Raw genomic sequence first — 19451 nt, forward strand, 5'->3', positions numbered from 1 at the left:
TTTTAAAGGGATTGGGTTGTAACTCGTAGAGTTATGTCTCAGTCCCTTTTTTTAAAGGAATAAAAATGCTATATTAATATCAATGAAGAAAAATTTCGTATTTTAAAGATGAGAGGAGGGACGTAAGTGGATTTATCAGATGACATCAGTGTCTTATCGGGTGTAGGACCAAAGCGTGCTGAGAATTTGAAAGAGCTGGGGATCCAAACGATCGAAGATCTGCTGACTTACTATCCTTTTCGCTATGAAGACATTCAGGAAAAAGAGTTAAATGACATTCAGGATCAAGAAAAAGTGACGCTTAAAGGCCTCGTTGTTTCTGAACCTGTTGTTAGCCGATATGGGTACAAAAAGAGCCGTCTGATGTTCCGGATGATGCAGGACCATGCAGTGATCAACGTTTCCTTTTTTAATCAGCCATACTTAAAAGACAAAATCGTAATGTCAGAAGAGATTGCAGTCTATGGAAAATGGGATGCAAAAAGAAAGTCATTGAACGGCATGAAGATCTTAGCTGCGAAAAATGAAGGGGAAGATTTTGCGCCGATTTATCATGTGAACAAAAAGGTCCGGCAAAGCAGTTTGATCCAGCTTATTCGTGCTGGTTTTGATAGCTATGGAGAACTGATCCAGGAAATTTTACCAGAAGAATTGTTAGAGAAATATCGCCTGATTTCAAGAAAAGAAGCGATTTTTGCGATGCATTTTCCGCGTGATCCAGAGGAAAGTCATCAAGCTAAGCGTCGAGTTGTTTTTGAAGAGTTTTTCTTTTTCCAGTTAAAAATGCAAGGGTTGAAACGGCAGGAGAAAGCAGAGAAGAACGGGTTAAGTATTCAATATGATGTTGAACGTTTAAAGGAATTTACAAAAAAATTACCATTTGAATTGACTGCGGCACAAAAGAAAGTGACAAATGAGATTTGCCGAGACTTGATGAGTGCCAACCATATGCAGCGTTTGCTTCAAGGAGATGTAGGAAGCGGGAAAACAGTCGTTGCGGCGATTGCTTTGTATGCAACGATGACAGCTGGTTTTCAAGGCGCACTGATGGTGCCGACTGAAATTTTAGCTCAGCAGCATATGGAAAGTCTCCAACAACTATACGATCCTTTGGAGGTACGTACAGCTTTATTGACAGGTTCGACGAAAACAAAGGAACGACGTGACATTTTAGCACAACTGGCATCAGGAGAAATCGACATCATCATTGGCACACATGCATTGATTCAAGAAGATGTTATTTTTCATCGTTTAGGACTAGTGATCACAGATGAGCAGCATCGTTTTGGTGTAAATCAACGGCGGATACTTAGAGAAAAGGGATTGAAGCCGGATGTTCTATTTATGACAGCGACACCGATCCCTAGAACGTTGGCTATCACAGCTTTTGGGGAAATGGATGTGTCGATCATCAATGAAATGCCCGCTGGACGAATCCCGATCGAAACACGTTGGATCCGCCCGCCACAGTTAGATACGGTATTGGAATGGATGCAAAAAGAACTCGCGCGCGGTCATCAAGCGTATGTCATTTGTCCTTTGATCGAAGAATCTGAGGCACTGGACGTCAAGAATGCAACAGAGATTTTTGAACACATGTCTGCTTTTTTCAATCCTGACTATCAAGTTGGTTTGCTTCATGGAAAAATGAAGAACCAAGAAAAAGATGAGATCATGCAGGAGTTCAAAGAGAATGATCTGCAGATACTCGTTTCCACGACGGTAATCGAAGTCGGCGTCAATGTCCCAAATGCTACGGTCATGTTGATCATGGACGCAGATCGTTTTGGTTTAGCGCAGCTGCATCAGCTGCGTGGTCGTGTTGGTCGTGGCTCGGATGCATCCTACTGTATTTTAGTCGCCAATCCTAAGAATGAAATGGGCGTTGAGCGAATGAAGATCATGACGGAAACGAATAATGGTTTTGTACTAAGTGAAAAAGATTTAGAGTTGCGTGGACCGGGAGAAGTATTCGGTGCGAGACAATCTGGGATTCCGCAATTTGCCGTCGGTGATATCGTCACAGATTTCAATATTCTGGAAGTAGCACGGCAGGAAGCAAGTGCGATTTGGAAAAAAGAACAGTGGTGGCTGCTGCCGGAGTATCGTGGAGCGGCTGAGAAAATTAAACCTCATGAAGCGGAGCAACAGTTTTTTGATTAGAATTTTTTGATAAATGACCTGAATGGAACAAACCAGATTTTTCAATAGATAGAAAAAATAGGAAAAGATGGAGAACTTCTTTTTGTCTTTTTCTTAATTTGTTTAAGGACTAAATGGGCTTGCACTTCTTTTTTGATTTAGCTACACAAAGCAACTCTCAAGGAAAATAGATAATCTGTCAATGGAACAGAGAGCGTTTCAGTGCCAGATTCCTAATTTTCAAGAGAGTAAAACGCTTTGTTCCGCTTTTCTATGATCTAGCTGCACAAGCCAGACCTTTAAACAAATAGATAAAATGCTGAAAAGATAAAAAGCATCTTTCCATCATTTTCCTAATTTGTTCAAGGTCTAAGCGACTCGTTCCGCTTTTCTCGATCCAACTGCATGAGCCAGTCTCTCGGAAAAAAGATAAATGAGGAGTGAGACAAAGAACGTCTCAATCATCATTTTCTATTTTTCTTTTGAGACTAAGCAGGCTCGCTCCGCTTTTCGTGATCCAGCTACACAAAGCAACTCTCAAGGAAAATAGATAATCTGTCAATGAAACAGAGAGCGTTTCAGTGCCAGATTCCTAATTTTCAAGAGAGTAAAACGCTTTGTTCCGCTTTTCTATGATTCAGCTGCGCGAGCCAGACCTTTCAACAAATAGATAAAATGTTGAAAAGATAAAAAGCATCTTTCCATCATTTTCCTAATTTGTTCAAGGTCTAAGCGGCTCGTTCCGCTTTTCTATATGTTATACTACTTACTGTACTTATCTAGGAGGGACTATTTTTATGAAGATTGCTGTTGATGCAATGGGAGGCGATCATGCACCTCAGGCTATTGTTGAAGGTGTTATGCTGGCTAAACAGGATTTTCCTGATGTTGAGTTTTTACTTTATGGGAAAGAAACTGAAATTAAAAAATATGTAACAGATGAAAAGAATGTCACGATCATTCATACGGATGAAAAAATCAGTAGTGATGATGAACCGGTCAAGGCGATTCGTCGAAAGAAAACAGCATCGATGGTTTTGGCTGCTCAGGCAGTAAAAAATGGTGAAGCAGATGCGATTTTTTCTGCAGGGAATACAGGAGCACTTCTAGCTGCGGGATTATTTATTGTCGGACGGATCAAAAATGTTGAGCGTCCGGGGTTGATGTCGACTTTGCCTATAATGGGTCAGGCGGATGGCGGATTTGATATGCTGGATTTAGGAGCGAATGCTGATAATAAGCCGGAGCATTTAGTACAATACGCAGTTTTGGGCTCTTTTTATGCCGAAAAAGTAAGAAATGTAAAAAATCCCCGTGTAGCTCTTTTAAACAATGGAACAGAAGCCACAAAAGGCAGCGAGCTAACGAAAAAGGCTTTTGAGCTGCTTTCAGAAGAAGAAGGGATCAATTTTATTGGCAACGTCGAAGCGCGTGATTTATTGAGTGGGGCTGCGGATGTTGTTGTTACTGATGGTTTCACAGGGAATGCGGTGCTCAAATCGATCGAAGGAACAGCACTAAACATGATGAGCTTGTTGAAAACGTCTATTTTAGCTGAAGGTGTTAAAGGGAAAATGGGCGCACTGCTCTTAAAGAATGCTTTGCGTGGGATGAAAAGTGAAATGGACTATTCAAAACATGGCGGTGCAGTACTTTTCGGATTGAAAGCACCTGTCATCAAAACGCATGGATCGACCGGACCGGAAGCAGTTCGTTATACGATCCGTCAAATTCATACAATGCTGAAAACAGAGGTTGTACCGCAGCTTGTAAGCTATTATGAAACAAAAGAATAAGAGGGTTCGCAACCAGAATGCAACCATTCTGTAATAAAGTTGCAAAAAAAGATGGACAAATCGATCATTTGTGAGTACAATGTATCATAGCGTTTAACACTAAAAGCAAAACGTTGTTCAAAAACAGTGGAGGTGAACACAGTTGACTCGTGAAGAAGTATTGGAAAAAGTAGCGAAGATTATCTCAAACCACTTTGATATTGAAGCTGAAAAAGTGACAGATCAATTAAACATTAAAGATGACTTGAATGCAGATTCGATTAGTGTAATGGAATTTGTTTTAGAGCTTGAAGATGAATTTGGTACAGAAATTTCAGATGAAGACGCAGAGCAAATCGAAACAGTTGGTGCTGCTGTAGATTATATTATGAATCACTTATAATAATTAACAAAAGTAAGCGAAGCAAAACGATATCCGTTTTGTTTCGCTTTTTTAGTATATATATTCTTATTCTTGCCAAAATGTTGCAATTCTTTCAATAGTTATATACAATTGGTTAAAATGATTACAGGAAGATTAAAAGCATAAATCCTCGTGTAATGTAGAAAGAGTTTAAAGTAGGTAATTTATAGAGGGGTGCACAAATGTGAGTAAGGAAAATCAACTTCTAGATGTTCAACACCTGCATACAGCGTTTCGTTTAAAGGACGAGTATTATGATGCAGTAGATGATGTATCTTTTGAATTAGGAGCAAATGAAATTTTAGCTATCGTAGGTGAATCAGGTTGTGGAAAAAGTACATTAGCAACAACGATCATGGGACTTCATGATGCGAAAAACACACGCATAAACGGAGAAATCATCTATAAAGATTTGAATTTAACAACATTTAATGAGCAACTGTATAATAAAATTCGCGGGAACGATATCGGAATGATTTTTCAAGATCCCTTATCTGCATTGAATCCTTTAATGCGGATCGAAGATCAAATCAAAGAGAGTCTAACCTATCATACAGATATGACAGCTGAACAAAAGCAGGCACGCGTGATCGAACTACTTGAACAAGTTGGCATACCTAATCCTGAAAGAGTAGGCAAACAATATCCTCATGAACTTTCGGGCGGAATGCGTCAGCGTGTGATCATTGCAATTGCGATCGCTTGTAAACCAGCAATCATTATTGCAGATGAGCCGACCACAGCATTGGATGTGACGATTCAAGCACAAATTTTGGACCTACTCAAAGATCTACAGGAAGAAACAGGTTCCGGCATTATTTTGATCACACACGATTTAGGCGTCGTGGCTGAGATGGCGGATAAAGTTGCTGTGATGTATGCAGGGCAGTTCGTAGAAGTAGCTTCTGCTAAAGAGCTATTTGACAATCCAAAGCACCCATACACTCGCTCACTACTACAGTCGATCCCACAAGAAAATTCTGAAAATAGTCAATTACATGTGATCGAAGGAGTTGTTCCTTCGTTAAGTAAACTACCGCGGACAGGCTGTCGCTTTGCTCCCAGAATTCCTTGGATACCGGAAGATGCGCATGAAGAAACCCCTGTTTTGCATGAGGTTGAAGAAAATCATTTCGTTCGTTGCACCTGTTATCAACATTTTCAATTTAGAGATGAACAGGAGGAAATGTAATGGCGGAAATTATTCAAATCAAAGATCTGAAAGTTCACTATCCTATTCGCAGCGGCTTCTTTAATCGGGTGACAGATCATGTTTTAGCAGTTGATGGTGTCGATTTTATTATCGAAAAAGGCAAGACTTATGGTTTGGTTGGAGAATCTGGTTCAGGAAAATCCACAACAGGTAAAGCGATTATCGGTTTGGAGAAAATCACTAGCGGCAGTATCCTTTATCAAAATAAGGAAGTAACACAAGCGAGAACACGAAAAGCAATGAAATACAACAAAGATGTCCAAATGATCTTTCAGGATTCAATGTCCAGTTTAAATCCTAAGAAACGAGTTTTGGATATTATTGCGGAGCCGATCAGAAATTTTGAACGTTTAAGTGATCAAGAAGAGAAAAAGAAAGTCAAAGGATTACTAGATATCGTTGGAATGCCTGAAGACGCATTATATAAATATCCGCACGAATTTTCAGGCGGTCAAAGACAGCGTCTGGGAGTGGCGCGTGCGGTTGCGACTAATCCCAAATTGATCATTGCGGATGAACCAGTTTCAGCATTAGATTTATCTGTTCAAGCGCAGGTATTGAATTTTATGAAAAATATTCAGGAAGAATACGGGCTGAGTTATTTGTTTATCTCTCATGACTTAGGTGTTGTAAAACATATGTGTGACAATATTGCGATCATGTATAAAGGCCGATTTGTAGAAATCGGGACCCGTGAAGACATTTATAATGATCCAAAGCATATTTATACAAAGCGTCTGTTGTCTGCGATCCCTAAAATCGATGTTGCTCATCGAGAAGAACACAAGGCAGAGCGTCGTAAAGTTGAGCAGGAGTATATTGCTCGTCAAAGTGAGTATTATGATGAAAACGGCCGTGTTTATGATTTGCGTAAAATCAGTCCAACACATCAAGTGGCGTTGAAAGATGGAGGTGCAGTGTAATGTGGAAAACGATTTTACGACGAGTACTTTTCATGATTCCTCAAATCCTGATTTTAAGTGTCTTGATTTTTGTTCTTGCTAAAATGATGCCGGGCGATCCATTTACTGGGTTGATCAATCCGAACACGGACCCAGCAGTCATTGAAAAAATGCGGGAAGCTGCAGGGTTGAACGATCCTTGGACAACACAATATATTCGCTGGATCGGAAATGTTTTCCATGGTGACTTTGGAGAGAGTTTTATTTTTAAATTACCAGTAGCAACTTTGATCGGTAATCGTGCAGTCAATACGATTCTTTTGTCATTATTGACGGTTGTGATCATGTATGCGATCGCTTTACCGCTTGGGGTTCTATCGGGTCGCTATCAAAATTCTATTTTAGATAAATTTGTCGTTATTTATAATTTTATTAGTTTTGCTGTACCACCATTTATTTTTGCACTTGTGATGTTGTTTATTTTTGGCTATCGTTTGGACTGGTTTCCAACAACAGGCTCTGTTTCTAGTGGTGTTGATCCTGGAACAGCAGGATATGTCTGGGACCGTTTCTATCATTTGATATTACCCGCACTTTCTCAAGCTTTATTAGGGACCGCGATAACGATTCAATATTTGCGTAATGAAGTGATCGATTCGCAATCATTGGACTATGTGCGTACTGCTCGTTCCAAAGGTGTGCCTACTAATAAAGTCTATACTCGACATATTTTTAGAAATGCTTCTTTGCCTATTGTTTCTCAATTAAGTTATGAGATCACAGCTTTGATCAGTGGATCAGTCGTTATTGAACGGATTTTTGGGTATCCAGGTATAGGTAAGTTGTTTATTGATTCGATCGGTCAACGGGACTATGCAGTAATTACATCCTTAGTATTGATTTTAGGTGTTGCGACGCTTATCGGAAATCTGGTTTCAGATATCGTGATGAGTATTGTAGATCCGCGAATTCGGGTGCAGTAAAAATCAATTTTAAGGAAAGGATGAAATAAAATGGAAAAAGATGAACAAGTAACAGTAATTACTGAACAAATTCCTCCGATGGGCTTTCGCATGATCGCAAGAGAATTTAAAAAAGATAAATTAGCTATATTTTCGCTGACGTTATTGATCATTATTTTGCTGGTTGTTTTTATAGGTGCATTGTTGACTGATCAAGATAAGGTAATGACCGTTAGTATTTTAGATAAATATGCTGAACCAGGCGGTAATTTCATATTAGGGGCAGATGAAGGCGGCCGTGATGTATTTGGGCAATTGATCATCGGTGCCCGGAACTCAGTAGTGATCGGTTTTGCAATCACGATCATCACATCGATCATTGGTGTTGGAATTGGGATCATTTCTGGTTATTATGGTGGGTTCTTTGATAACGCTGTGATGAGGGTCGTGGACTTTATCATGATTTTACCGATCATGATGATCATCATTGTATTTGTGACGATAATACCTAAATATAATGCTTGGTCGTTTATTTGGATTATGAGTGCCTTTTATTGGGTTGCAAAAGCCAGGTTGTTTAGAAGTAAAACATTGTCGGAAGTTCGCAGAGATTACGTTAGTGCCTCTAAAACATTAGGTACAAGCGATTTCAAAATTATGTTTCGTGAAATCATGCCGAATCTAAGCTCGTTGATCATTACGAATTTAACGATCAACTTTGCAGCGAATATCGGTATTGAAACGACATTGACATTCTTAGGGTTTGGTTTGCCAACCAATGTTCCTAGTTTAGGGACTTTGATCGGTTATGCCAGTAATGGAGATGTTTTGGCTAATAAAACATGGATTTGGGTACCAGCATCAGTGCTGATCTTAGTAATGATGTTATGTATAAATTATATCGGTCAAGCGTTTAAGCGTTCAGCGGATGCCAGACAACGTTTAGGCTAAAATGAGGAGGAAAAAGTGTGATAAACAAGAAATTTTTGGGCGTACTTACTGTAACTGCAGCTTTAACAATGACATTAACCGCATGCGGTGGCAGTAAAAAATCTGATTCAGGGAATAAAAACGTTGATACAGAAGACATCAGTAAATTTACGATGGTAGTAAAAAATGATCAGGATCCGATCAAAGGCGGAACATTGGAAGTTGCTGTAGCATCAGATACACAATTTAAAGGATTGTTTTCTGAAGTTTACTATCAAGATGCTTATGATAATTATTACATGAGACCATCTCATGAAGGGCTATTCTCGTATGATAAAGACTTTGTTATTACGAAAGATGGCGCTGCGACCTTAGATTTAGATGTCGATAATAAAAAAGCAACGATCACGTTAAAAGATGATATCAAGTGGTCAGACGGCGAATCTGTGACAGCAGATGATCTGATCTATCCTTATGAAGTGATCGGGAATAAAGAATATACAGGTATTCGTTACGATGATGATTTTACCAATATTGTCGGAATGGAAGAATATCATGATGGTAAAGCAGATACGATTTCTGGAATCAAGAAAATCGATGATCAAACAATTGAAGTGTCTTACAAAGAGATGAACCCAGGTATGCTACAGTTGAGCGGCGGCGTCTATACGAATGCAATGCCAAAGCATATCTTTAAAGATATACCGATCAAAGACCAAGAAAAAAGTGATGCGGTCAGAAAAAATCCTGTCACTTTCGGTCCATACTATATTAGTAAAATCGTAACAGGTGAATCAGTAGAATATTTACCGAATGAACACTACTATAGAGGTAAACCTAAACTAGATAAAATCGTATTTACAAATGTACCGACAGCTTCAATCGTTGAAGCGCTGAAAGCGAAAAAATATGACATGGTTTACTCAATGCCAACAGATAACTACCCAACATATAAAGATACGGAAGATTATCAAATGCTGGGTCGTGAAGAGTTAGCGTATACCTATATTGGGTTCAAATTAGGAACATACGATAAAGATAAAGGTGAATCCGTTCTAAACCCTGACGCAAAAATGGCTGATGTGAAATTACGTCAAGCAATGGGCTATGCGGTAGATAATGATGCGATCGGACAAAAATTCTACAACGGCTTGCGTTCAGGAGCAACAACATTGATCCCGCCAATTTTTGAAACATTGCACAATTCTGATATCAAAGGTTATCAATATGATATAGAAAAAGCGAAAAAACTTTTGGATGACGCAGGCTATAAAGACACGGATGATGATGGCCTAAGAGAAGATCCAGATGGTAAAAAATTAACGATCAATTTTGCTTCAATGGCAGGTGGGGAAACGGCTCAACCATTAGCTGATTACTATTTACAACAATGGAAAGAAATCGGTTTAGATGTGAAATTGGCTACCGGCCGCTTGATCGATTTCCAAGCATTTTATGATAAAGTAAAAAATGATGATCCTGAGATCGATGTATTCCAAGCAGCTTGGAGTGTAAATAGCGCGCCTTCGCCAGCTGGATTATACAGTAGAAATGCGGCATTCAACTATTCACGTTTTGTTTCAGAAGAAAATGACAAATTATTGAGCGCAATTGATTCAAAAGAATCATTCGATGATACAAAACGGAAAGAAGCCTATGACGCTTGGCAAGAGTATATGTTTGAACAAGCACCAGTTATTCCAACACTATACAGAAACGAAGTTATGCCAGTGAATAATCGTGTAAAATCTTTCACTTGGAACTATGAAGATACAAGAGATTTTTATGGGATTGAACTTACAGCTGAAAAACGCTAAAGAGTAACTAATAGGGATGAACAGAGCCGTTTTATGGCTTTGCTCGTCCCTTTAGTGTTTATTTACATGAATAAAAGGTATACAGAGTAGTCATTCCGAACAAGACGCTACTCTTTTTTTGTCACTTATATACTAGACAGATTCCAAGAGTGGTGGTAATCTCTTTGTTAAGCGTTTTCATTATCGCGTTGTAACTATTGGAGGGAAGTTGAATGGAACAAACATTGATCATTATCAAGCCAGACGGAGTGAAGCGTAAATTAGTGGGAGAAATCCTGCAGCGCTTTGAAAGAAAGCAGTTGATTATCCGCCAACTGAAAGTGGGAATAATGACTCGGGATTTAGCAGAGGAACATTATGCCCATGTGAAAAAATTTGACTTCTTTGAAGATATGATAACGTATATGACATCTTCTGAAGTGGTCTACCTCATCTTAGAGGGGGACTCAGTCATAAAGACAGTTAGAACGATGATTGGAGCGACCAATTGTTTGGAAGCTGCACCTGGGACGATTCGTGGAGATTATGGTAATAATAGCTATCATAACATTATCCATGCTTCAGATTCCCTAGAAGCAGCTCGTATCGAAATCAATCGGTTTTTTGGCAGCTAGCTAGACTACAAAGCGTGATAGGATTTGAGAATCCTATCCGCTTTTTCTTTTTATCTAGAAGAGAGACAGGATGTTTTATCGTAAAAATGGCAGAAAAGCTGTTTGAAACCAAAAAATGATGAAAAAACCATTCGAATCTGATGAATCCTTGTGTGAATTTACGGCAAATCTCCCCTAACCATTTAAAAATACTGGAAAAAAAAGTATAATAGAGAAGGTTGTAAATAAACTTAAAGGAATGTAGAAAATGGACAATCAGTTAACTACCGAACTAAAAGAACGTTACGGCATTGTTTTCCATGATGTCAACCTATTAGAACAAGCTTTTACGCATTCATCCTATGTGAATGAGCATCGCTATTTAAAGTTGTCTGACAATGAACGATTAGAGTTTTTAGGAGATGCAGTATTGGAGTTATTAGTCTCTCAATATTTGTATCAGCAATTTCCAGAAATGCCGGAAGGCAAATTGACGAAAATGCGTGCAGCGATCGTTCGTGAAGACAGTTTATCGAAATTTGCAAAAGAATGTCATTTCGACCAATATATCCTTTTAGGAAAAGGGGAAGAAAATTCTGGCGGCCGTCAACGTCCTGCCTTGTTATGTGATCTATTTGAAGCCTTTTTAGGAGCATTATACTTAGATCAAAAAGTTGGCGCAGCGAAGAAATTTATTGCTGAAGTGATTTTCCCAAAAATCGATGCTGGTGCTTTTTCACATGAGATGGATCATAAAACACATCTACAAGAAGTATTACAACGTCAAGGAGATGTAACGATCGACTATCGTTTAGTCAATGAAGAAGGACCCGCACATGATCGGATTTTTTCGATCGAAGTGTATGTCGATGGAAAATTGATTGGAACGGGACAAGGAAAGTCGAAGAAATTAGCAGAACAGGATGCCGCTGAACGAGCGCTGAAAAAACATCCTGAGTAAGCTTGGAAGGAGCCGTATTATTCGTGTATTTAAAACGAATTGAGATCGCAGGGTTTAAATCCTTTGCGGATCGAACCGTTATAGAATTTGAAAATGGAGTGACTGCTGTCGTTGGTCCAAACGGCAGTGGAAAAAGCAACATCACCGAAGCGATCCGCTGGGTTTTAGGCGAACAATCGGCAAAAAGTCTTCGCGGCGGAAAGATGCCGGATATTATTTTTGCCGGATCAGAAGGTCGTAAAGCATTGAATATAGCCGAAGTAACGGTTGTATTGGATAATAGTGATCATTTTTTACCATTGGATTTTACTGAAATCAGTGTAACACGTCGGTTTCGCCGGACAGGTGAGAGTGATTTTTTCATCAACAAACAAGCCTGCCGCTTAAAAGATATTCATGATTTATTTATGGACTCTGGATTAGGGAAAGAGTCATTCTCGATCATCTCCCAAGGGAAAGTCGAAGCGATTTTTAATAGTAAACCAGAGGACCGCCGCGGTATTTTTGAAGAAGCAGCGGGTGTGTTGAAATACAAGCAGCGTAAGAAAAAAGCCGAGCAGAAATTATTTGAAACAGAAGATAATCTAAGCCGTGTTCAAGATATCATTTATGAATTAGAAGACCAACTGACTCCTCTAGCTGCCCAAAGCGAAGCGGCGAAGGAGTTTTTAAAGCTGAAAGAGACATTGACCGAAATCGATGTAAGCTTGACCGTCACAGAAATCGAGTCGGCCAAGGCTGTGTGGGAAGTCAAAACAGCAGAATTGACGGAAATCGAAAGTAAGCTAAATGCAGCAAGTAAAAAAATCCGTGATTCAGAAGATGAGTTGTTCCAACTTAGAGGGAAACGCAATAAGTTGGATGAACAGATTGAACAAGAGCAGCAGCAATTGCTGCAAATCACAGAAGCATTGAAGCAAACAGAAGGACAAAAAGACGTTTTAGTCGAACGCTCAAAACACACGTTGCAGACAACAAGTGAATATCAGCAATCTTTAGAAGAAAATGCTGAAAAAATCACTCGTTATCGTGAAGAAGTGCAGGAGCTGCAAAATAAAGTAGCAGAAAAAAAAGCTCAACGTGAAGCATTCGTTGAAGCGATCAATGCTTCAGAGCTGGAAGTTGAAAAATATAGCAAATCGTCAAAAGAATTACTGGAAGAACTGCGTAGTCAATATGTTGAAGTGATGCAGGAACAAGCAAATACAACGAATGATTTGAAGTATTTGGAACGCCAATATCAGCAGGAAACAGCTAAAAATCAGCAATCGATCCAAAAGCATGAAGCGTTAGAAAAACAAATGACGGAAGCTTTAGCTGATAAAGAACAAGTGACTGCTGATTTAGCGGCTTCAGAACAGTCACTAACGGAGCAAAGAGAGCAATATGCTCAGCTGAAACATCAGCTGGATCAAAAGCAAGGTCAGTTGGCAGCTAAACAAAAACAAATGTATCAAGCAATGAATCAAGTCCAACAAGTCAAAGCTCGTCAAAAAAGCTTGCAGGAAATCCAAGAAAATTACTCTGGTTTTTATCAAGGTGTTCGTGCAGTTTTAAAACATAAAGAGCAATTGACAGGAATCGTTGGCGCTGTAGCAGAATTGATCGATGTTCCAAAAGAATATACAGTTGCGATCGAAACAGCTTTAGGAGGTGCGGCACAGCATGTCGTGGTTGAAACGGAAAAAGATGGCCGTGCTGGAATTACATTTTTAAAGCAACAGCATAGCGGCCGTGCCACCTTTTTACCATTAACGACAATCAAGCCTAGAAGTGTCTCTAGTGCTGTTCGTGACCGTGTTGGCAATGTAACAGGGTTTTTAGGAATTGCGAGTGAAGTGGTTCGTTTTCCCGATGAAGTCAGCAACGTTATCCAAAATCTTTTGGGTGTGACTTTATTAGCGGAAAATCTCGAAAGCGCCAATCAGCTAGCAAAAGCGGTCAATTATCAATATCGCGTGGTTTCTTTAGAAGGAGATGTCATGAACTCCGGCGGTTCAATGACCGGTGGTGCAAATAAGCGCGGCAATCAAGGGAGTCTGTTTTCTCAAACACAAGAGCTTCAAACGTTGACTGAACAAATGGAACGTGTGGAAAAACAGCTGGCAGCGACTGAAAAAGAAGTGCAGCAGCTGACAGATGAAGTCAAGCAGTTGAATGAAGAGCTTGAGCAATTGCGTTCAACGGGTGAAATCAGCCGTTTGAAACAGCAGGAACTTCAAAATAAATTGACCAATCAGGAAGAAACGATCACTCGTTTAACAAAAGAACAGCGTCTTTTTGAATTTGAAGCACGCGAGCTGCATCAATTTTTAACGGAATATCAAGCGAAAAAAGAAGAATTGACGGAACAACAGCAAAAACTTGATCAACAGAGAAACAGCTTAGATCAGGAAATAAAGCAGGTCGATCAAGAAGCGAGCCAGATGGAAACTTTACGGGCAGAGGCGTTTGAACGATACAATCAGATTCAGGCTGATCAGGCAGTTGCGGCGGAGCAGCTTGCTCATTTGAATGAACAACTATCAGAGAAGCAAGCACAGCTAGATGAATTTTTAGCACGAGAAACAGCTTTACGGCAACAATTACAGCAATTGAATGACAACTCGACGGATCACCAAGTCACCGAGGAGAGCTTGGCAATTCAAATGAAACAGTTAGCTGGAAAAAGAGAACAGCTGCAAAACAGCATTCAAACAGCTAAAACGAATCGTCAGCAACTGCAAGAGCAGGTCGATCAAATCGATACTAGTTTAGCTGAAGAAAATAAACTACAACAGCATCTATTGACAGAACAAACAAAGATCGAAGTCGAGAAGAACCGTTCTGAAATCAAATTGGATAATTCTCTGCAATATTTGCAGGAAGAATATAGCTTAACTTTTGAACGCGCCTTTGAAGATTATGAACTAACGATGGAGCAGGATCAGGCTAAAATCGAAGTAAAACGATTGAAACGAGAGATCGAACGTTTAGGACCAGTCAATCTGAATGCGATCGAACAGTATGAGCAAGTCAATGAACGCCATGAATTCTTAGTCTCACAGCGAGATGATTTGCTGGATGCTAAAGATCAATTATTTGAAACGATGAGTGAGATGGACGAAGAAGTTAAAACACGCTTTAGTGAAGTATTTGAAGCGATTCGTGCACAATTCAAAGTCGTATTTCCAAATATGTTCGGCGGTGGTCGGGCAGAGTTGATTTTGACAGATCCTAATGATTTGCTGAATACAGGTGTTGAAATCGAAGCGCAGCCGCCAGGCAAGAAGCTGCAGAATTTAAGTTTACTTTCAGGTGGAGAACGTGCTTTAACAGCAATTGCCTTGTTGTTCTCGATCATCCGTGTACGTCCAGTACCGTTTTGTGTCCTTGACGAGGTGGAAGCGGCGTTGGATGATGCGAATGTTTCACGATTTGGTCACTACTTAAGTGAGTTTGAAGACGATACTCAGTTCATCGTTGTCACGCACCGTAAAGGAACAATGGAGGCTGCTGATGTACTGTACGGGGTTACGATGCAGGAATCAGGTGTGTCTAAAATTGTTTCGGTTCGATTGGAAGAAGTCAAAGAAGGCGGAGCGATCGTGGCGGAAAGCTGATATAGAATAGTACAAGACTTTGGAAAGAAAGTGTTGACCCTTTGTCTTATCCAGCTAGACAAATCAATCCTTAGAAAAATAGATAAATTGCCAGTGAGACAAAGAGCGTCTCAAAGTCAATTTCCTAATTTTCTACAGGATTAGACGATTTGTTCCGCTTTTAAATTGTCCAGCTACACAGGCTAGCTCTTCGGAAAAAAGATAAAAATAGAGTGAGACAAAAAGCGTCTCAATCGATTTTTCCTATTTTTCTGTCAGAGCTTGAAGAGCCTGTTCCGCTTTTAAATTAAGGAGGTTTTTATTTGATTAAATTGGTTGCCATTGATTTGGATGGGACGTTATTAGACAGTAAGAAGGAAATTTCATCTAGGAATAAAGCTGTTTTAGCACAAGCAAAGGCAGCAGGTGTTAAGGTCGTTCTTTGTACAGGGCGTCCGTTAGCTGCGATAGAAGGATATCTTGAAACATTGGATCTGCGTGATAATGGTGATTATAGTATTACATTCAATGGTGGACTAGTCCAAAAAAATGATACGGGTGAAATCATTGAAAAAAATCCAATGCCGCTTGAAGATATTCACGTTCTGCATGGATTAGCTGAAACTCTGAATGTCCCTTTGGATATTTTATCTGATGGAATAGTTCTTCAATTACCAGTTTCTAAAGAATACACTTCCTTATACAGTCAGCTAAATAATCTATTGACCTTCGAACCTGTTGAATTGGTTGATTTGACAGCTGAACGCATATACAACAAAGCGGTCGTAGCAATCGATGAGGATTATCTGGACGAACAAATCAAGAAAATTCCTAGTGAATTCTATGATAAATACGAAGTCATCAAAACGAGAAGTAATTTATTAGAATTCATGCCGAAAGGAATCACAAAAGCGTACGGTATTTCTCTATTAGCTAAAGATTTAGCTATTGAGCAGGAAGAGATCATGACGATCGGTGATGAGGAGAATGATTTGCCGATGATCGAATATGCTGGCCTAGGTGTTGCTATGGAAAATGCGGTCCCTCGTGTAAAAGAATTAGCAGATGTGATCACAGATACGAATGATAATGATGGCGTGGCTAAAGCAATAGAGAAATTTGTTTTAGAACCATTGAAAGGAGGAAATTAAGTGGGATTTTTTGACAAAATAAAAAAAGCTTTTATGAATGAAAAAGAAACGAAACCGGCTGAAGTCGAAACAGATGAGACATTAGAAGAAGCAGAAGCCGGCTCAGAAGTTTCTGTTCCAGAAGAGACTGATGTTGATTCTTTATCAGAGCAATCTGAGCCAGAACTAGAAGCAGAAATAGATGTCGATTCAGTAGTAGAACCAGAACTTGAAATTGAATTAGAACCAAAGCCTATGACAGATGACGTGCTACCGGAAGAGGTCCCTGAAACAGAAGCAGCTGAAGAAATTCAGGAAGAGATCATTGTACAGGAAAAGTATGAAAAAGGACTGGAGAAAACTCGAAAAACCTTTGGCGAACGTTTAAATGAATTATTTGCTAATTTTCGTTCCGTTGATGAAGACTTTTTTGAAGAGCTGGAAGAAACCTTGATCGGTGCCGATGTTGGCTTTGATACAGCAATCAAGATCACGGACCAGTTGCGTCAAGAAGTGAAGTTACGTAATGCGAAGAAACCAGCTGCGATTCAAAATACGATCATCGAAAAAATGGTCGATCTGTATGAAGCAGAAGGTGTCGAAGAAAACAACGCGTTGAATATCCAAACTGATGGATTGACTGTTATGCTTTTTGTGGGTGTAAATGGAGTTGGAAAAACAACCAGCATTGGTAAATTGGCCCACGAATTCAAGCAAGACGGGAAGAAAGTGTTGATGGCAGCAGCGGATACGTTTAGAGCAGGTGCGATCGATCAATTAGTTGTTTGGGGCGAACGTGCTGGTGTAGAGGTTGTTCGCGGCAATGCTGGCGGTGACCCGGCAGCGGTCGTCTTTGATGCAGTAGAGCGAGCGAAAGCAGAAAATGCAGACATCTTATTGGTTGATACGGCCGGCCGTCTGCAAAACAAAGTCAATTTAATGAATGAATTAGAAAAAATCAAACGGGTGATCCAGCGTGAAATTCCTGATGCACCGCATGAAGTATTACTTGTTGTCGATGCGACAACGGGACAAAATGCCATGTCTCAAGCGAAGCAATTCAAAGAGACGACGGATGTGACCGGCTTGGTTCTTACTAAGTTAGATGGTACGGCCAAAGGCGGGATCGTTTTAGCAATCAGAAATGAACTGCATTTGCCAGTTAAATTAGTTGGTTTAGGAGAAGGAATCAATGATTTAGAACCATTTGATGCGAATGACTTTGCTGTAGGGCTATTTAAAGGTTTATTGAAAGAAGAAGACTAGTAATAAAAATAACCGTTACACCGGCTGAAACAAGAGTCGATGTAACGGTTATTTTTTTAAAAGATGGTTGGTACCATACCGCCATCCATTCGAATCGCTGCTCCGCTAAAAGCAGAGGCGTAGGGACTGCTTAAAAAAGCTGCTAAACGACCGATTTCAGTTGGATCGATCAAGCGTTGGATTTGTGAGAGCGGCCGATTATTGCTCATAAATAATCGCTCTTTTTCTTCTAAAGATAATTCAGGATCAGGATACATTTCTTCGATCATATCACGAACACCTTCAGTCATTGTTGAACCAGGCATGATCGTGTTAACGGTGACCAAAGTACCTTTAGTGAGTTTGGACAAACTTTTAGCTAAAGAAAGTTGCATTGTTTTAGTCATACTGTATTGCGGCATTTCGCCTGAAGGCATGATAGCTTCTTCACTAGCAATAAAAATCACTCTGCCGAAGTTTTCTTCAAGCATAGTTGGTAAGTAGAATTTAACTAGATCATTTGCAGCTAGCACATTGGTTCGAAAGAAACGTTCCCATGTCGCATCATCGATATCTTCATAAGCCATTGGTTGAAAAATCCCCATATTATTGATAAGAATATCGACTTTAGGAAATTGTGAAAATAATGTTTCACGTTGTTTCGGATCGACAATATCCCCAGTTGCTGCCTGCGGTGACGTTTCCGGGTAGTTTTCTTTTATTTCCTTTACTAGTTGCTGTACTTCTTGCTCCTTACGGCCGTTGATCAGTACATCCGCGCCTTCTTTTGCCAATTCTAAAGCGATCGCTTTACCGATCCCTTTCGTAGATCCGGTGATCAAGGCTTTTTTACCTGCGATGCCCATTTCCATATGATTTCCTCCTTTGTCTTTATTACATACTATTCAAAAAAGAAAGTATCCGGATGCGGTCCTACTCGAGTACCGTTATCTAGCTGGTCGATCAATGCTAAATCCTCTGTCGATAATTCAAAATCAAACAGATCTGCATTACTGGCGATACGCTCTTCTTTGATCGATTTAGGAATGACGATGATCTCATTTTGCACATGCCATCTTAAAATGATTTGAGCAGCTGATTTATGATATTTTTCTGCAAGAGTCAAAATCGTTGGCTCTTGTAATAGTTGTCCTTGCATCAATGGAGACCATGCTTCGATTGCGATCCCTTTTTCTTGTAAAAAGCTGCGCATTTCTTTTTGAGCCATTCTTGGATGAAGCTCAACTTGGTTTAATACAGGAGTAACTTTAGCTGTTTCAAGCAAGGTTTCCAAATGATGGATCTCAAAATTACTAACGCCGATTGCTTTGATCTTTCCAGCGATATATAGCTCTTCCATCGCTTTCCAAGAAGTTAGATACTCATTATTTCCAGGCCAGTGGGTCAAATACAAGTCTACATAATCTAACCCTAATTTTAGCAGGCTTTCGTTGAATGCGGTAATCGTTTGATCGTAGTCTAATTGGTGATTCCAAATTTTAGTCGTGATGAATAAGTCTTCGCGTTTTTTTCCAGTAGCAGCTAAGCCGCGGCGAATCCCTTCGCCAACACCTTCTTCGTTGCCATAGATTTGCGCCGTATCAATGCTGATATAACCTGCTTCGATCGCTTTTTGAACAGAAAAAATCGTGTCTTCATTGCTTACTTGAAACACACCTAAGCCAAAGCCGGGTATTTTTACGCCATTATTTAATAAAATTGTGTCTGTCAGTGAATGAATCATTTAATTCTTCCTCTCGCTTTTAGAATAAAACT

The 19451-nt window shown here is 39.7% G+C and carries 15 protein-coding genes; 13 read left to right on the forward strand and 2 right to left on the reverse strand.

The genetic code is table 11. From position 1 onward, the window contains the following. The first annotated feature begins 126 nt into the window (after positions 1 to 126). The 13 genes from recG to ftsY all read left to right on the forward strand — a co-directional run bounded on the left by recG (position 127) and on the right by ftsY (position 17696). Complete coding sequence (gene recG / locus A5889_RS10455; protein WP_087641832.1) at positions 127 to 2163, forward strand: ATP-dependent DNA helicase RecG; 2037 nt, start codon at positions 127 to 129, stop codon at positions 2161 to 2163. A 776-nt stretch (positions 2164 to 2939) separates the two neighbouring features. Beyond that, positions 2940 to 3938, forward strand: coding sequence for a phosphate acyltransferase PlsX (gene plsX / locus A5889_RS10460; RefSeq protein WP_087641833.1), 999 nt, complete (start codon positions 2940 to 2942; stop codon positions 3936 to 3938). A 142-nt stretch (positions 3939 to 4080) separates the two neighbouring features. Further along, positions 4081 to 4320, forward strand: coding sequence for an acyl carrier protein (gene acpP / locus A5889_RS10465; protein WP_087641834.1), 240 nt, complete (start codon positions 4081 to 4083; stop codon positions 4318 to 4320). A 205-nt stretch (positions 4321 to 4525) separates the two neighbouring features. Continuing rightward, positions 4526 to 5533: an ABC transporter ATP-binding protein gene (locus tag A5889_RS10470; protein ID WP_087641835.1), complete on the forward strand. Its 1008-nt coding sequence runs from the start codon at positions 4526 to 4528 to the stop codon at positions 5531 to 5533. After that, positions 5533 to 6477 (forward strand): ATP-binding cassette domain-containing protein, encoded by a 945-nt coding sequence (locus A5889_RS10475; RefSeq protein WP_087641836.1) that lies wholly within the window; start codon positions 5533 to 5535, stop codon positions 6475 to 6477. Before A5889_RS10470 ends, A5889_RS10475 begins: the two co-directional genes overlap by 1 nt. Beyond that, entirely contained in the window at positions 6477 to 7439 is a 963-nt protein-coding gene (gene opp4B, locus A5889_RS10480) for an oligopeptide ABC transporter permease (RefSeq protein ID WP_087641837.1), read from the forward strand. Before A5889_RS10475 ends, opp4B begins: the two co-directional genes overlap by 1 nt. Before the next feature lie 30 nt (positions 7440 to 7469). Further along, complete coding sequence (locus A5889_RS10485; protein ID WP_087641838.1) at positions 7470 to 8369, forward strand: ABC transporter permease; 900 nt, start codon at positions 7470 to 7472, stop codon at positions 8367 to 8369. A 20-nt stretch (positions 8370 to 8389) separates the two neighbouring features. Further along, entirely contained in the window at positions 8390 to 10165 is a 1776-nt protein-coding gene (locus tag A5889_RS10490) for an oligopeptide ABC transporter substrate-binding protein (protein ID WP_217884298.1), read from the forward strand. Between the two features lie 212 nt (positions 10166 to 10377). Beyond that, positions 10378 to 10779 carry a nucleoside-diphosphate kinase gene (gene ndk / locus A5889_RS10495; protein WP_087641840.1) on the forward strand — a complete coding sequence of 134 codons (402 nt, stop codon included), beginning with the start codon at positions 10378 to 10380 and terminating at the stop codon, positions 10777 to 10779. Positions 10780 to 11026: 247 nt separating this feature from the next. Beyond that, a complete protein-coding gene (gene rnc, locus A5889_RS10500; RefSeq protein ID WP_087641841.1) occupies positions 11027 to 11719 on the forward strand; it encodes a ribonuclease III in 693 nt (230 codons plus the stop codon). Between the two features lie 23 nt (positions 11720 to 11742). Next, on the forward strand, positions 11743 to 15321 hold the full coding sequence (gene smc / locus A5889_RS10505; RefSeq protein ID WP_087641842.1) for a chromosome segregation protein SMC: 3579 nt from the start codon (positions 11743 to 11745) through the stop codon (positions 15319 to 15321). Between the two features lie 302 nt (positions 15322 to 15623). Then, a complete protein-coding gene (locus A5889_RS10510) occupies positions 15624 to 16451 on the forward strand; it encodes a Cof-type HAD-IIB family hydrolase (protein WP_087641843.1) in 828 nt (275 codons plus the stop codon). Beyond that, positions 16452 to 17696, forward strand: a complete 1245-nt coding sequence (ftsY, locus tag A5889_RS10515) for a signal recognition particle-docking protein FtsY (RefSeq protein WP_087641844.1) — start codon at positions 16452 to 16454, stop codon at positions 17694 to 17696. Between the two features lie 56 nt (positions 17697 to 17752). Here ftsY and A5889_RS10520 read toward each other — a convergent pair whose 3' ends face one another. Together A5889_RS10520 and A5889_RS10525 are read right to left on the reverse strand one after the other, a co-directional pair. Continuing rightward, on the reverse strand, positions 17753 to 18547 hold the full coding sequence (locus A5889_RS10520) for an SDR family NAD(P)-dependent oxidoreductase (protein ID WP_087641845.1): 795 nt from the start codon (positions 18545 to 18547) through the stop codon (positions 17753 to 17755). A 29-nt stretch (positions 18548 to 18576) separates the two neighbouring features. Further along, positions 18577 to 19419, reverse strand: a complete 843-nt coding sequence (locus A5889_RS10525; RefSeq protein WP_087641846.1) for an aldo/keto reductase — start codon at positions 19417 to 19419, stop codon at positions 18577 to 18579. Between the last annotated feature and the right edge of the window lie 32 nt (positions 19420 to 19451).

This window comes from Enterococcus sp. 9D6_DIV0238 (assembly GCF_002174455.2).
Classification (GTDB): domain Bacteria; phylum Bacillota; class Bacilli; order Lactobacillales; family Enterococcaceae; genus Enterococcus_L; species Enterococcus_L dunnyi.

Coding starts and splice junctions, on each gene's coding strand:
- plsX (WP_087641833.1), top strand. CDS start 2,940: ATGAAGATTGCTGTTGATGCAATGGGAGGCGATCATGCACCTCAGGCT.
- A5889_RS10475 (WP_087641836.1), top strand. CDS start 5,533: ATGGCGGAAATTATTCAAATCAAAGATCTGAAAGTTCACTATCCTATT.
- opp4B (WP_087641837.1), top strand. CDS start 6,477: ATGTGGAAAACGATTTTACGACGAGTACTTTTCATGATTCCTCAAATC.
- A5889_RS10485 (WP_087641838.1), top strand. CDS start 7,470: ATGGAAAAAGATGAACAAGTAACAGTAATTACTGAACAAATTCCTCCG.
- ndk (WP_087641840.1), top strand. CDS start 10,378: ATGGAACAAACATTGATCATTATCAAGCCAGACGGAGTGAAGCGTAAA.
- rnc (WP_087641841.1), top strand. CDS start 11,027: ATGGACAATCAGTTAACTACCGAACTAAAAGAACGTTACGGCATTGTT.
- A5889_RS10520 (WP_087641845.1), bottom strand. CDS start 18,547: ATGGAAATGGGCATCGCAGGTAAAAAAGCCTTGATCACCGGATCTACG.
- A5889_RS10525 (WP_087641846.1), bottom strand. CDS start 19,419: ATGATTCATTCACTGACAGACACAATTTTATTAAATAATGGCGTAAAA.